We start from the raw sequence: 14,154 nt of genomic DNA on the forward strand, positions 1-14,154 counted from the left end.
AGCTCCTGCTGAGACGGCCTCGTCATCCCCCCAGCCCACCGTCCTCGATGGCGGAGAGATCGACGTCGAACGCGTCGCCGCAGCCCGGGCACGTGACCGTGCCGACGACCTCGCCGCTGGCGTTGAGCCGCTCGTAGAGCCGCTGCAGGTGGTCGAAGTCGACGGCGAACATGTTCTCGAGGATCTCGGGGGTGACGGGCTCGATGCCGCCCACCCGCACGACCGTGCGGGCGAGCAGCAGGACGCTGAGGTACGCGCCGTTGGCGCGGACCGCGGGGTCTCGCAGCGGCTCGATCTCGTCGCGAGCCGTCGCGAGACGCATGACTCCGTCGCGGTGCAGGGCACCCGAGCTGTCGAGCACCCCCCGGGGGAGCGTGAACGGCACCTCGGTCGCCAGCATGCGGCTACTTCGTGCGCTCGATCTTCTCGCAGTCGAACGTGGCCTGGAGGTCGAGGTGACCGCCCGCCTCGACGCTGATCGAGCTGACGCTGAGCGCCGTGATGACGGCCTTGGTCAGCGCCCAGGTCGCCACCGGGGCGTTGGCGGCGTTGAACAGCGTGAGGGTGCCGTCCTTCATGTTGCCCTCGAGGCCCTTGTCGGCGACGGCCTTGATCCAGTTGTCGAGGCCGAGGTCGGCGGTGGCGCCGGCCGAGCAGGTGATGGAGCCGTACTCGACCGAGGACGCCGTCCGCTGGCGGATCGGCTGCCCCATCGAGTCGCTGGTGCTCGACGTGTGCAGCGGCACGGAGATGCTGACGCCCTGGACGTCCTTGAACTGGGCGTTGATGCCCGGGAACTGCAGATCGAAGTACTTCGCGTCCAGCGGCGCGGGAGCGGTGGTGGCCATGGTGATGGTCCTCCTGGTGGTCGGTGTGGGTTCTCAGTCGGGACGGGGACTACTCGTCGCCACCGTCGTCGCCGCCGCCGTCGGCGAACTGGCTGAGCCGGAAGATCACGAACTCGGCGGGCTTGACCGGGCTGATGCCGATCTCGCAGACGACCTGGCCGGCCTCGATCGAGTCCGGCGGGTTGGTCTCCGCGTCGCACTTGACGAAGAACGCCTGGCTCTCGCTCGTGCCGAACAGGGCCCCCGACCGCCAGGTGCGGTTGAGGAAGTTCGAGACCGAGACCTGGAGCTTCATCCACAGGCGCTCGTCGTTGGGCTCGAACACCGACCACTGCGTGCCCTCCATGACGGACTGGGACACGTAGTTGAAGAGGCGGCGCACGTTGATGTAGCGCCACTCCGGATCGCTGGAGAGCGTGCGTGCGCCCCAGATGCGGATGCCGCGGCCGGTGAACGACCGGATGCAGTTGATGCCCGCCTTGTTCAGGGCGCCCTGCTCGGCGCTGGTGATCTGGAACGCGAGCGAGTTCGCGCCCATGACCACCTCGTTGGCCGGGGCCTTGTGGACGCCGCGCTGCGCGTCGGTGCGCGCCCAGGCGCCGGCGACGTGGCCGGACGGCGGGACGGCCAGCGGCCGCTTGGTCAGCGGGTCGATGACCTCGATCCACGGCCAGTAGAGCGCGGCGAACTTCGAGTCGTAGCCGGCGGTGTCCTGCCGCCACTCGAGGACCTCCTGCGGGAGCAGGCCGTCCGGCGTGTCGAGGATGACCATGCGGTCACCGGTCGACTCGCAGTGGGCGATGATCTTGCCCTGCACGTCGCGCAGGAGCGTGTCGTCGCCGTTCTCGCCGATGAGGTTGACGGCGTCGGGGACGCAGACGATCGAGATCTCGTCGATGGCGACGAGTCCGCCGATGCCCTGGCGGCGCGCGACGTCGCCCTCGAACTCCGAGGCGTCGAGGTCGGAGGAGGTCGGGGCCGGGGCGGCGAGCTGGTAGGTGCCCAGCGCGGGGACGCGCTGCGTCTCCGGGAGGCTCGCGCCCGTGTCCTCGACGATGATGATCTTCGAGCTCGCGTTGACCTTCGTCGCGAGGTTGGTGCGGCCCTTCTTGAGGCTGAGGCCGGTGTGCTCCTCGCGGTCGTCACCGGCGGTGACGACGATGCGGTAGGTGGTCTCGGCCGGCTTGTCGTCGTCGCCCTTGGCGGCGGGCTCCTCGTCGATCTCGACCGTGACCGGCGCGGTGATCTCCGGCCGCGCGACGGCGCGGTAGGACTCGACCGACAGGTCGGCGGCCGCCGGGAGGGCGGCGACCGGGGCGGGCGCCTCGCCGTCGCCGGCGCCGACGCGCACGACCCAGCAGAGGGAGCCGCCGTTCTGGAAGAAGCCGTAGACCGCGTGGGCCAGGTAGGCGCCGTCCATGAAGGCGCCGCGCTCGGGCGCGGACGGGTCGCCGAAGATGCGCGAGAACTGCGTGAAGTTGCTGATGCGCATCGGCGTGTTGGTGGGGCCGCCGGGGGCGAGCCCGACGAAGGCGGCGACCGAGGTGCTGACCCCCTCGATCGGCTTGCTCTGTGCCGGGACCTCTTCGACGTAGACCCCGGGGGTCAGGTAAGACGTGGCCATCTTGCTCCTCGCGTGCTCGGTTCCTCGCGCTGCCCGCTCGTCGGGCGACGACGGTGGCGACTTTCACATCCGGCCCCCCGCGCGGACAAGAACCGTCCGGGCAGCCGTTCGGGCACTCTTGGGTGCCCCGGGGCGTCGGGCCCCTCAGCGCCTCGCTCGGCGCGGCGCTGACACGACGAGGTCCACGGGCGCACCCGGGACGGTCGTCTCGACGGTGGCGGTCCGGCCCTCGCGGTCCCGGACCTCGATCTCCAGGGGCCCCGGCGCCAGGCGCGGGAGCCGGAAGCGGCCGTCCTCGTCGGTGCTGGCGACCTTCCCGAGGGTCGGGACCGCCACCCACGCGTCGGGCACGGGCTCGCCGTCGCCGTCGCGGACGGTGCCGCCGAGCGCGTGGAACTCGGTGGCGACCGCGCGCCGGTTGTCGGACGAGCGGGTGACGATCGTGGTGGTGCGCACGTCGGGGCCGCGCTGGGTGCGCAGGCCGCTCTCGATCGCGAGCGTGACCGTCCAGTCGATCGCCGGCTTGTAGTGGCCGCCGACGGACTGCCAGAACTCCGAGCGGCGGTCGGTCCGGCCGCTGCCGATCGAGGCGACGACGGGGAACGGCTGCGTGCTGCCGAGCTGCTCGCCGAGGACGAGGTCCAGCGCGGTGAAGGTGTGGAGGATCGCGAGGACCTGGGACAGCAGGCGGTGCTCGTCGACGACGGCGGGCGCCCAGGCGGTGATCGCGAACATGAGGTCGACGCGCAGCGGCGGCGGCCGGTCGACGGTGCCCTCGGGGCCGCGCTGGGCCTGGGTCCCGGAGCTCGGCGCCTGCGACTTCTGCAGGTCGTAGAGGAACAGGTCGACGGTCGGGCGGCTGAGCCGGGCGGCCCAGTCCTTCGTCGGGGTCTCGAACACGACGTCGGCGTCCTCGAAGCCGTGCCGGGCGAGCTGCTGCTTCAGGAGCGCCTGGATCCCACGGTCGAGATCGGCGATGAGCGTCGTCTCGGGGACGTCGATGATGGTGCCCATTCGACCGTCCATCCCATCCGGTCGGCGGGCGCGCGCCTAGGGGCGGACGGGAGGACGATCGGGCACCCGTGCGGGGCCGCCCGCTTTGCGGTCCGAATGGGCAGGACACCGTTCCCGTTCGCCACTGTGCGGCGGGGGCCGCGCTGACGAGGATCACGGTGTGTCCCCCGAGCTTCACGGGGCGGTCCACGCCGATCCCCCCACCCTTCCCGTGCTCGAGCACGAGCGTGTCCCCGCCATCGACCCCCTGCCCGCCGCGGAGACGGCGTTCGTCGGCTTCGCGGCCGGCGGCCCGCTGGACCGGCCGGTCCGCGTGTCCTCGCTGGACGAGTTCAGCGCGGCGTTCTCCGATCCCGATCATCCGCGCGCGGGGCCGCTCGTGCGCGGTGGCATGCTCGGCCACGCGGTCCGCGGGTTCTTCGAGAACGGCGGCGGCGCCTGCTGGGTGATCCGGACCCCCGGGACGCCCGGGGAGAGCGACGAGGCGGCGCACGTGGGGATCGCCTCGGGCGGGGGCATGCAGCTGCTCGCCACGCTCGACGGCCCGCTGGTGATCGTCGCCCCGGACGCGTACGGGATCGGCCCGGACCCGGCGATCGCCGACCGCGTGCAGGCCGCGCTCGGCCGTCTGGCCGACGCGTCGGCGGACCGGATCGCGATCCTCGCCGCCCCGATGGACGCGACGACGCAGGACGTGCTGCAGTGGCGCGCGCGGCTGGGCCTGGACTCGCCGGCGGCGGCGGTCTTCCACCCGTGGATCAGCCCCGGTGACGGTCCCGCCGGGCTGCGGCGCACGATCACGCCGGTCGGGCACGTCGCGGGCGTGTGGGCGCGGCTCGAGCGCCGGCACGGCGTCGGGCGGGCCCCGACCGCCTCGCGGCTGGCGGGCGCGGCGTCGCTGCAGGGCGAGGTCGCCCGCGACGAGCAGCAGCAGCTGCAGCGCAACGGGATCAACGTGCTGCGCGCCTGGCCCGAGGAGACCGTGCACGTGTGGGGCGCGCGGTCGCTGAGCAGCGACCAGGACTTCCGCTACGTGCACCACCGCCGCATCGTGGCCCACCTCGCGGGGTCGGTCCTGCGCGGGACCGCGTGGGTCGGGACGACCGACGGCGACGAGGACGTGCAGCGCCGGGTCCGTCTGGCGGTCGTCGACTTCCTCGGTCGCGCGTGGCGCGACGGACTCCTCCACGGGGCGGCGGCCGAGCAGGCGTTCCAGGTCGAGACCGAGGTCGTGCAGGACGGACGACGGCGGGCGCTCGTCCTGACGCTGGGGCTGGCGATCCGCCATCCGGCCGAGCTGCGGAGGGTGCGCGTCGCACAGCCACTGGCTCAGTGACACGCTGTCATCGCGCCAGCATGCGTCGGGTTCTTCGACGCGTCTTCGGTACGCCCGGTATGTTGCACACAACAGCGGGACGGTCCAAGACGGCCCGCTGGCGTGTCAGCAACTCGGTCCGGGGGGACGGAACCGTGTCACAGTCGGTGGAAGTGATGATCGTCGAGCGCCATCCGGTGCTCCGGAGAGGCCTGGAAGCCTGCCTCGAGCGCGTGGACGGCATGGACCGCGTCGAGTGCGTGGGGTCGGTCGCGGACGCCTGGGCCAGCCCGGCGCTCGGCGAGGTCGACCTGCTGCTCCTGGGGATCGCGACGGACGGTGCGCTGCCGTTCATCAGCGAGGTCCGGGACTTCACGGACGCCTCGGTCGTCGTCTACGGCCCGGGCCGGGAGAGCGACCAGCTCCTCGGGGCCCTGGAGACCGGGGCGACCGCGGCGATGGACAGCGACGCCCTGACCCCGGAGAGCCTCGTGCTCGCCGTGCGGGCGGCCGCCGCGGGCGGGCCGTTCCTGCTGCCGTCGTTCTCCGGCGGCGGTCGCGGTCCGTCCGAGCCGCACCTCACGCAGCGCGAGCAGGAGGTCCTGGCGCTCGTCGCGGAGGGCTACCCCACCCGCGAGGTGGCGCTGGAGATGAACTACAGCGAGCGGACCGTGAAGAAGGTCCTCGGCGACGTCGTCGTGAAGCTCGGCGCGCGCAGCCGCTCCCAGGCGATCGCCCGCGCGGTCCGTCAGGGCATCATCTAGTCCCTAGCCGGTCGTCGGGCACGCCCGCGGCCGGCTGGTCCCGGGCACGAGGCACAGGTCGTCGCGCCGCGGGGCGGCGCGACGCCGCACGACGAGGCGGGTCACCTGCCCGATGAACCCCGGTCGGGTCACGGTGATCTCGCTGACCGTGCCGACCGGCAGGCTCGCGTTCTGGAAGAACGGGTGCAGCGAGACCGTGCGCATCCGCGTGGTCGCCGCGATCGTCCGCGAGGAGAAGCGGCAGCGCGCGCGGAACCGCAGGTACGCCTTGCAGGTCACCTTCACGGTGGCGCCCGGCGGCACCTTCAGCACCTGCAGCCGCCGCAGCTGCGTGCCGGTCCGGGTGGAGAAGAACCGCGCGGCGAGGTCGAGCTTCACGACGGGCTGCGGCGCGTCGGCGCCCGAGCAGTCCTCGTCGACGCCGTTGGCGGGGATGTCGGTGGCCCCGGGGCGGATCGCCGGGTCGCGGTCGTTGCAGTCCAGCGGCGGCACGACGCCGTCGCCGTCGCGGTCGTTGGAGTCGGCGACGTCGAGGCGGCGCAGGAACTCGCAGCCGTCGACGAGGTCGATGCTGTCCTGCTGGGTCTCGTCGTCGGCCCCCGGCCCGCAGTTGAGCGTGTCGGCGAAGCCGTCGAAGTCGAGCAGGCGGTCGTTGCCCGCGGCTCCCAGCAGGGTGTCGTTGCCGGGGCCGCCGTCGAGCGTGTCGGCGCCGTCGCCGCCGTCGAGGGTGTCGGCCCCGGTGCCGCCGGCGATCGAGTCGGAGCCCGGACCGCCGACGAGCCGGTTGGCGACCGTGTTGCCGGTCAGCGTGTCGTTGCCGTCCCCACCGATGACGCTCTCGATCGCGACGAGGCGGTCGTTCTCCCCGGCCTGCCCGTCGTCGTCGACGCCGTCGAGGGTGACCGCCAGCGGCTCGAGTGCGGTGCGCGCCGCGTAGGTGACCGTGTCGACGCCGTCGCCGCCGTCGAGGCTGTCGGTCCCCGTGCCGCCGTCGAGGAGGTCCTCGCCCGGGCCGGTGGCGATCGTGTCGGCGCCGGCGCCGCCGGTCACGGTGTCCGCCGCGGCGACCAGCGGGTCGGTGACGAGCCGGTCGTCGCCGTCGCCCAGGTCCACGGTCGCCGGTCCCGGCCCGGTGTCGATCACGTCGTCGCCGGCGCCCGCGGTGACGACGTCGGCCCCGGCGCCGGTGCTGACGACGTCGGCGCCCGCGGTGCCGAGCACCGTGTCGGCGCCCGCGCCGGTGACGACCCGCTCGAAGCTCTCGAGCGTGTCGAGCTGGCCCGCGGTGCCGGCCGTGCCCGCGGGCAGGTCGACGGTGACCGGGGTGGTCGCGTCGTCGTAGGTGACGGTGTCGATCCCCGCGCCGCCGACGAGGCGGTCGGCGCCACCGCGACCGCGGATGAGGTCGTCGCCGCGACCGCCGAGCAGCACGTCGACGCCGTCGAGCGGGACGGGGTCCTCGACGGGGTCGGTGCCGACGAGCGTGTCGGCGCCCTCCCCGCCCTCGATCTCCTCGACGCCCTGGATCGTGATGGCGGTCGCGCCGTCCACGCGCACGCGGTCGGCGTCGACGGCCTCGAGCCGCAGCGGCGCCGACCGGTCGAGGAACGAGACGCGGTCGGTCCCGGCGCCCCCGTCGACCGCGACGCCGGGCACCACGGGCCGCAGCACGTCGTCCCCCGGGCCGCCGAGCTGCGTGGTGCCGCCGACGAGCGTGTCGCCGTCGGCGCCGCCGTCGAGCGTCAGCGAGGTGCCGGTGGCGACCGCGGTGTCCGGGCCGTCCCCGAGGCTCAGGGTGCCGGTCAGGCCGGGGACGTCGACGACGTAGCGGTCGGCGGCGCGGTCGGCGCCCCCGATGTCCTGGAGCGTGCCGACGGTGCCGCGGATCTCGACCTCGTCGGGGCCGCGCTCGCTGGCGACGCGCAGGGTCGTGACGGTGACGCCGAGCGCCCGGAGGGTGTCGCCGTCGCTGCCGCCGTCGAGCACGAGCGTGCCGGTGCTCACGCCGCTGACGGTGGCGTGGAGGATGCGGGCGCTGATCTGCAGGCGGGTCGCGGCGACGCTCGTCGGGCACTCGGTGACCGCGACGCCGGCGACGGTCGCCGCCGCGCAGCCGGCCGGGAGCGTGCCGCTCGCCGCCGGGCTGAAGCGCAGCGCGCCGCCGTCGCGGGTGACGTTCAGGCCGACGGTCTCCCCCGGGTTCTGGGCGCCGACGAGCAGCTCCCCGGGCGCGACCAGCTCGAGCGTGAAGGGCGCGCCCGCCTGGCCGTGCGCCGCCGCGGGCGCGACCAGCGCGGCGGCGAGCGCGAGCCCGGTGGCGAGGCGCCGGCTCAGCACGTCGTCGTCCTCGTGGTGCCGCGGGCCAGGCAGGCGTCGGTGCGGCGGGCGGGTCCGCGGCTCAGCGTGCGCAGCGTGACGCGGCGCCCGCGAGAGGCATCGTCGCTGACCGTCACGGTCACGACGGTGCCGGTCGGGAGCGGCCGGTCGCCGAAGAGCCCGCGGAAGGAGAAGCTCGTGCGGGCCGTCGTGAACGTGCGGCTGCGCGTCACGAACGGGCAGCGGGCGCGCGGCTTAGAGGTGCAGGTGACGACGACGGTGCTGCCCGCCGGGATGCCGGACACCAGCAGCTTGCGCACGCGCAGGCCGAGCGGGGTGCGGGCGCCGAACGTCACCGACACCTTCGCGGCGGTGACCGGGAACGGCGCGTCGGCGCCGTCGCAGTTCTGGTCGATGCCGTCACCGGGGACGTCGACGGCGGAGGGCGAGATCGTCCGCGTGCTGTCGTCGCAGTCGGGGCCGGAGGGGAAGCCGTCGCCGTCGCGGTCGCGGCCCACGGTCGCGTCGCTGCCGTTGTCGGGGGCCGGGCGGGCGACGACGGGGACCGCGGGGACGAGCACGCGCTCGCAGGCGGTGATGGCGTCGTCGCCGTCGGCCTCGGCGGTGTCGGTGCCGGCGTCGCAGCCGACCGTGTCGGCGAGGCCGTCGACGGCGCGCAGGAGGTCGTCGCCCGGGCCGGCGGCGAACAGGTCGACGCCGCCCCCGCCGTCGAGGACGTCGGCGTCGTCGCCGCCGCGCAGGGTGTCGGTGCCGTCGTCGCCGGTGAGCCGGTCGGCCCCGACCCCGCCGTCGAGGACGTCGGCACCGCCGGCGCCGCGCAGGACGTCGTCGCCGGGGCCGCCCTCGAAGCGGTCGGCGCCGGAACCGCCGGTCATCGTGTCCGCTCCGGCGCCGCCGCGGTGGATCTCGAAGCCCTGGAGCGCGTCGCGCTCGCCGCTCGCGCCCTCGTCGTCGGTCCCGTCGACGGTGATGGTCACGGGCTGGTCGGCGGTGCGGGTCTCGTAGGTCACGGTGTCGACGCCGGTCTGGCCGTCGAGGACGTCGCTGCCGAAGCCGCCGTCGATCAGGTCGTCGCCGAGGCCGCCGCTGATGCGGTTGTCGGCCTGGTTGCCGCGCAGGACGTCGTCGCCCTGGCCGCCGACGAGCCGCTCGACGCCCAGGAGCTGGTCGCCCTCGCCGGGGGTGCCGTCGTTGGCGACGCCGTCGAGCGACAGGCCGACCGCGTCGGTGCGGGTGCCGTAGTCGGCGGTGTCGTCGTCCTCGCCGCCGAGGAGCGCGTCGGCCCCGTCGCCGCCGACGAGGCGGTCGCCGTCGTCGCCGCCGTCGACGCGGTCGTCGCCCTCCCCGCCGGAGAGGACGTCGTCGCCGTCGCCGCCGAGCACGAGGTCGTCGGCGCCGCCGCCGTCGACGGTGTCGACGTCGTCCTCGCCCTCCAGGCGGTCGGGCCCGCCGCCGCCGGCGATCGTGTCGTTGCCGTCGCCGCCGCGGACGCGGTTGGCGGCCCCGTCGCCGGTGACGACGTCGTCGCCCGGTCCGGCGGTCACGTTCTCGAAGCCGCTGAGGGTGTCCTGGCTGCTGCCGGCGGCGCCACCGGTCCCCGCGACGAGGTCGACCACGACGTCGTCGACCTCGTCGGCGTAGCTGACGAGGTCCGCGGTCCCGTCGCCGCCGATGAGGGTGTCGAGGCCGTTGCCGCCGGTGACGGTGTCGTCGCCGGGGCCGCCGTCGAGCGTGTTGTCCAGCGCGTTGCCGACGAGGGTGTCGTTGCCGGCGCCGCCGAGGGCGCGCTCGACCGAGGTGAGCGTGTCGACCTCCCCGGGCGCACCGGCCTGGGCGGGTGGGGCCATCGCGACCGTGACCGGCTGGACGGCGGTGCGGTCGTCGTAGCTGACGAGGTCGCTGTCGGCGCCGCCGTCGACGCCGTCGTTGCCGAAGCCGGGGCGGATCACGTCGGTCCCCGGACCGCCCTCGAAGCGCTCGTCGAGGAAGCCGCCGCGCAGCGTGTCGCCCGCGTTGCCGCCGACGAGGCCCTCGACGCCGGAGATGGTGTCCATCTCGGTCATCTCGCCGCTCGTCGCCGTGCCGTTGGACTCCGCGGTCACCGGCTGGGTGCGGCCGGCGTAGGTCACGGTGTCGTAGGTCGTCTGGGTGCCGCCCTCGAGCACGTCGCCGCCGGTGCCACCGTCGAGCAGGTCGTTGCCCGCCTCGCCGCCGAGGACGTCGGCGGCCGCGCCGCCGACGAGCTCGTCGTCACCCGCCCCGCCGAGCAGCGACTCCGGGCCGGCGGTGCCGACGAGCCGGTCGGCCCCGGGGCCGCCGGTCGCGTTCTCGACGCCGACGAGGGTCTGGACGGCGCCGCCGCTGCGCGGCACGGTGCTCTGCCCGGCGGCGAGGTCGACGAGCACCGCGGTCGGGGCCGTCAGGTTGCCGTAGGTGACCCGGTCGGTGCCGGCGCCGCCGGTGACGGTGCCACCGCCCTCCAGCGGCTCGAGCTCGTCGTCGCCACCGGCGCCGTCGAGCGCGTTGGCGGTGGCGTCGCCCTCGAGCCGGTCGCCCAGCGGACCGCCGGTCAGGTCCTCGACGCCGGTCAGGGACATGGTGGAGCCGCTGCCGCGGGGCACGCGCGCGACCCCGGTGCGCAGGGACGCCTCGACCGCCTGCCCGGTGCTGGTGAGCTCGACGCGGTCGCGGTCGGCGCCGCCGTCGATGCGGTCGACGAGCTGCCCGGGGATCAGCACGTCGTCGCCGCTGCCGCCGTCGATGTCGTCGGCCTCGGTGTCGGCGGTCGGGGCGTCGCGGATCGTGTCGCTGCCCGGACCGCCCGCGATCCGGTTCGGTCCGGTGGTCCCGGTCAGGACGTCGTTGCCGGAGCTGCCGATCACGTTCTCGAAGCCGCTGATCTGGGCGTCGGGCGAGTTGGGCGCCTGGAGGTTGACGCTCACGCCGACGGACTCGTCGCTGTAGTCGACGGTGTCGCCGGGGACGCCCGGGGCGATGCGGAAGCTGGGGTTGCCGCCGATGAGGACGTCCAGGCCGGTGCCGCCGGCCATGAGGTCGCTGCCGTCGCCGCCGTCGAGGACGTCCGCGCCCCCGCGGCCGCGGAGCTCGTCGTCGCCGCCGAAGCCGTTGAACGTGTTGGCTTGGTCGTCGCCGCGCAGCGCGTCGTTGCCGCTGCTGCCGGTCAGGTCCTCGATGCTCGCGAGCGTGTCGACCTCGCCGGCCGGGAGGGTCGCGACGCCCGTGACGAGGTCGGCGGTGACCGTGCGGCCGCCCTCCCAGGAGACGTGGTCGCGGCCGGCGTCGCCCTGGTAGCGGTCGTCGCCGAGGTCCTGCTGGTTGCCGGTCCCGCCGGCCCGGAACAGGTCGTCGCCCCCGGCGCCGCGGAACTCCTGCGGTCCCGTGGTGCCGCGGAAGACGTCGGCCCCCGGGGAGCCCTCCCAGATCTCGGTGTCCTGCGCGTCGACCGTGTCCCCGCCCGCGTCCTGGGGGCCGCCGTAGACCCCGGTGAGGAGGTCGACGGTGACCGGGCTGCTGGCGAACCGCTCGGGATCGTTGAAGGTGACCAGATCCGTTCCCGTGCCCGGGTCGATGACGTCCTGCCCGATGCCGCCGGAGATCGTGTCGTTCCCAGGGCCACCGTCGATGTCGTCGACACCGGCGCGACCGGAGAGCACGTCGTCGCCGTCGAGGCCGCGCAGCCGCTCGGTCCGCAGGGTCGTGTCGCTCATCGTCAGGGCGTCGGCCTGCGGGGAGCCGGTGACCTGCTCGACGTTCGTGGTGGCCTGGGTCGTCGTCGGGCCGAGCTGCGCGACGCCGCCGTCGATCGTGAACTGCACGCCGACGCCGGTGAGGTCCTGCCAGTCGACGTGGTCGAGGCCGGCGCCGCCGTCGTTGGCGCCCCCGCCCGATCCGGGCCGCAGCAGGTCGTCGCCGTCGCCCCCGACGAGCGTGTTCGCGGCGGCGTTGCCGATGAGCGTGTCGTCCTCGTCGGTGCCGGTGACGCTCTCGATCGAGGTCAGCGCCAGGGTCTGGCTCTCGATCGTGGCGCTGGCGTTCGGGGGGCGCAGGTCGGCGACGAGCGGCCCGGTGACCTCGGCCGCGACCGCGTAGCTCACCGTGTCGCTGCCGGTGCCGCCGTCGATGGAGCCCGCGCCACGCCCGGGCCGCAGCAGGTCGTCCCCGGGCCCGCCGGCGAGCTCGTCGTCGCCGGCGAGGCCGACGAGCGTGTCGGCCCCCCCGCCGCCTGCGAGGTCGTTCGGGCCGGCGTCACCGGTGAGGCTGTCCCCGGCGTCGCCGCCGATGATCTTCTCGAAGGCGCCGATGGTGTCGGGCGCGGTGTTGGGCAGCACGACGGTGACCGGGGTCGTGGTCCCCTCGTAGGAGAGGGTGTCGATCCCCGGGCCGCCGCTGAGCACGTCGACCGCCGGCCCGCCGATCACGAGGTCGTCGCCGTCGGCGCCGTTGATCGAGTCCGTCCCGGCGCCACCCTCGAGGCGGTTGTCCGCGGTCGTCCCGATGATCGAGTCGTTCCCGAGGCCTCCGATGGCGTTCTCGAAGCCGCTGATGAAGGTCTGACCGACCGTCCCGGCGCCGAGGTCGATGACCAGGCCGTTCGTGTCGGTCGAGTAGTCGAGCGTGTCGACGCCCGCGCCGCCCTGCAGGTTGTCCTGACCGCCGCGCGAGGTGATGCGGTCGTCGCCGTTGCTTCCGATGAGGAGGTCGTTTCCGATGCTGCCGATGAGCACGTCGGGGAGCGGGGTGCCGACGATCTGGCGGATCTGCCCGCCGAAGTTCTGGGTGTCCGGCCCGACGACCGCCGTGCCGTCGCCCACGGAGACGCGCACGCCGGCGGTGAGGTCCTCGTAGCTGAGGGTCGTGTCGACGCTGCCCGCGATGACGTCCGCGCCGATTCCCGGGAGCACGACGTCGTTCGGGCCGATGCCCGTGAACAGGACGTCGGTGCCGCCCCGCGCCTCGATCCGGTCGGCGCCGGGGCCGCCGTCGAGCACGTTGGGCCCGTCGTCGCCGACGATCAGGTCGGAGAAGGGCCCCCCGATCACCGACTCGAAGCCGCTGATCGTGTCCCGGTTGGAGGTCTGCGCCGTGAGGTCGATCCCCAGCGGGGCGTTCTCCGCCGCGTAGGAGACGGTGTCGGTGCCGGTCCCGCCGGCGAGGGTGTCGACGCCGTCCAGGCCGACGATCACGTCGTCCCCCGGGCCGCCGTCGAGCGCGTTGACGTTGCCGTTGCCGGTGAGGAGGTCGTCGCCGCTGCCGCCGGTCAGGTTCTCGATCGCCGTGAGCGCGTCGTTCTCCCCGACCGCTCCGTCGTTGGCGGTGTTGTCGAGACTGGCGCTGATCGCCTCGGTTCGGCCGACGTACGTGACCGTGTCGGTCCCGGCGCCCCCGTCCAGCACGTCGGTCCCGAGGCCGCCGCCGAGGACGTCGTTCCCGCCGCGGCCGAAGAAGCGCTGCGGGCCGTCGCCGCCGAGGAACGTGTCGTCCCCGTCCGTGCCGAGGATCTCGTCGAGGCCGGCGAAGGTCAGGACGCCACCGGCGGTGGTCATCGTCCCGGAGCCGACGGGCCCGGCGTAGGTCGCGCTGACGGGCACGGTCCCGACGAGCTCGATGATGCCGCGATCGCCCCCGGCCGCGAAGGTGCCCGGGGCGGGCGGCGTCTGCAGGCGGTCGCTCCCGCCGGGTGCGGTGCTCGCGAGGGTCACCTCGACGCGCTCGAGCGACGCGACCGCGTCGAGGTCCACGAGGTTCTGGACCCGCGCGGTGCTGCGGACGTTGACGGTGCCGAGGTCGGCGGGACCCTCGACGAGGACCGCCTGGGCGTCGCCGTTGCCGAGGTCGATCGAGATGTCGAGCCCCGGGGCGGTGGTCTCGGCGCGGACGCTGACCTGCTCGAACTGGTCGAGGTTCGAGCCGGTGACCGTGAGGCTCGTCGGCGGGACCGGGCAGCCGATGCTCGTCGCCCCGACCTGCAGCGAGAGGTTGCGGACGTCGATCTGCTCGAAGTTGGCGCCGTCGAGCGTGACGATCGCCGCGCCGCCCGCGCACGAGAACGTCGTGGCGGCCGAGGCGGGGGCGGGCACGCCGAGCACGGCGCCCATCCCGGCCGCGCCGAGCGCCACCCATGCGCGCCTGCGCAGCGAGATCCTTCGCGCCATCCCCGCGCACGGTAGGTGCGCAGCGCGGCCGCGTGGCCCGCGCGGGCACGGTCTTCCCGGAAGTTCGCCCGATCGGCGG

The 14,154-nt window shown here is 74.5% G+C and carries 8 protein-coding genes; 2 read left to right on the forward strand and 6 right to left on the reverse strand.

Features of this window, described 5'->3' with window-relative positions; translation table 11 throughout:
- Positions 1-22: 22 nt before the first annotated feature.
- The 4 genes from C7Y72_RS00835 to C7Y72_RS00850 form a co-directional block, all read right to left on the reverse strand.
- Positions 23-400 (reverse strand): hypothetical protein, encoded by a 378-nt coding sequence (locus C7Y72_RS00835; RefSeq protein ID WP_107566731.1) that lies wholly within the window; start codon positions 398-400, stop codon positions 23-25.
- A 4-nt stretch (positions 401-404) separates the two neighbouring features.
- Complete coding sequence (locus C7Y72_RS00840; RefSeq protein ID WP_107566732.1) at positions 405-848, reverse strand: phage tail protein; 444 nt, start codon at positions 846-848, stop codon at positions 405-407.
- A 49-nt stretch (positions 849-897) separates the two neighbouring features.
- On the reverse strand, positions 898-2,472 hold the full coding sequence (locus C7Y72_RS00845) for a phage tail sheath family protein (protein ID WP_107566733.1): 1,575 nt from the start codon (positions 2,470-2,472) through the stop codon (positions 898-900).
- 144 nt (positions 2,473-2,616) lie between these two features.
- Entirely contained in the window at positions 2,617-3,486 is an 870-nt protein-coding gene (locus C7Y72_RS00850; protein WP_158276555.1) for a Pvc16 family protein, read from the reverse strand.
- A 160-nt stretch (positions 3,487-3,646) separates the two neighbouring features.
- On the opposite strand from C7Y72_RS00850, the gene C7Y72_RS00855 reads away from it, so the two are divergent.
- Positions 3,647-4,822, forward strand: a complete 1,176-nt coding sequence (locus C7Y72_RS00855; protein WP_107566735.1) for a phage tail sheath subtilisin-like domain-containing protein — start codon at positions 3,647-3,649, stop codon at positions 4,820-4,822.
- A 155-nt stretch (positions 4,823-4,977) separates the two neighbouring features.
- The gene (locus C7Y72_RS00860) at positions 4,978-5,565 is read left to right on the forward strand and encodes a response regulator transcription factor (protein WP_158276556.1); all 588 of its coding nucleotides are present in this window, start codon (positions 4,978-4,980) and stop codon (positions 5,563-5,565) included.
- A 3-nt stretch (positions 5,566-5,568) separates the two neighbouring features.
- Here the strand turns inward: C7Y72_RS00860 and C7Y72_RS00865 are convergent, their stop codons facing one another.
- Together C7Y72_RS00865 and C7Y72_RS00870 are read right to left on the reverse strand one after the other, a co-directional pair.
- Complete coding sequence (locus C7Y72_RS00865) at positions 5,569-7,902, reverse strand: MopE-related protein (protein ID WP_107566737.1); 2,334 nt, start codon at positions 7,900-7,902, stop codon at positions 5,569-5,571.
- Positions 7,896-14,075 (reverse strand): MopE-related protein, encoded by a 6,180-nt coding sequence (locus C7Y72_RS00870; RefSeq protein WP_146175205.1) that lies wholly within the window; start codon positions 14,073-14,075, stop codon positions 7,896-7,898. Before C7Y72_RS00870 ends, C7Y72_RS00865 begins: the two co-directional genes overlap by 7 nt.
- Between the last annotated feature and the right edge of the window lie 79 nt (positions 14,076-14,154).

Source organism: Paraconexibacter algicola (assembly GCF_003044185.1).
GTDB lineage: Bacteria > Actinomycetota > Thermoleophilia > Solirubrobacterales > Solirubrobacteraceae > Paraconexibacter > Paraconexibacter algicola.

Excerpts from the sequence above, each read along its gene's own strand:
- C7Y72_RS00840 (WP_107566732.1), bottom strand. The coding sequence starts at position 848 with ATGGCCACCACCGCTCCCGCGCCGCTGGACGCGAAGTACTTCGATCTG.
- C7Y72_RS00860 (WP_158276556.1), top strand. The coding sequence starts at position 4,978 with ATGATCGTCGAGCGCCATCCGGTGCTCCGGAGAGGCCTGGAAGCCTGC.
- C7Y72_RS00850 (WP_158276555.1), bottom strand. The coding sequence starts at position 3,486 with ATGGGCACCATCATCGACGTCCCCGAGACGACGCTCATCGCCGATCTC.
- C7Y72_RS00845 (WP_107566733.1), bottom strand. The coding sequence starts at position 2,472 with ATGGCCACGTCTTACCTGACCCCCGGGGTCTACGTCGAAGAGGTCCCG.
- C7Y72_RS00835 (WP_107566731.1), bottom strand. The coding sequence starts at position 400 with ATGCTGGCGACCGAGGTGCCGTTCACGCTCCCCCGGGGGGTGCTCGAC.
- C7Y72_RS00870 (WP_146175205.1), bottom strand. The coding sequence starts at position 14,075 with ATGGCGCGAAGGATCTCGCTGCGCAGGCGCGCATGGGTGGCGCTCGGC.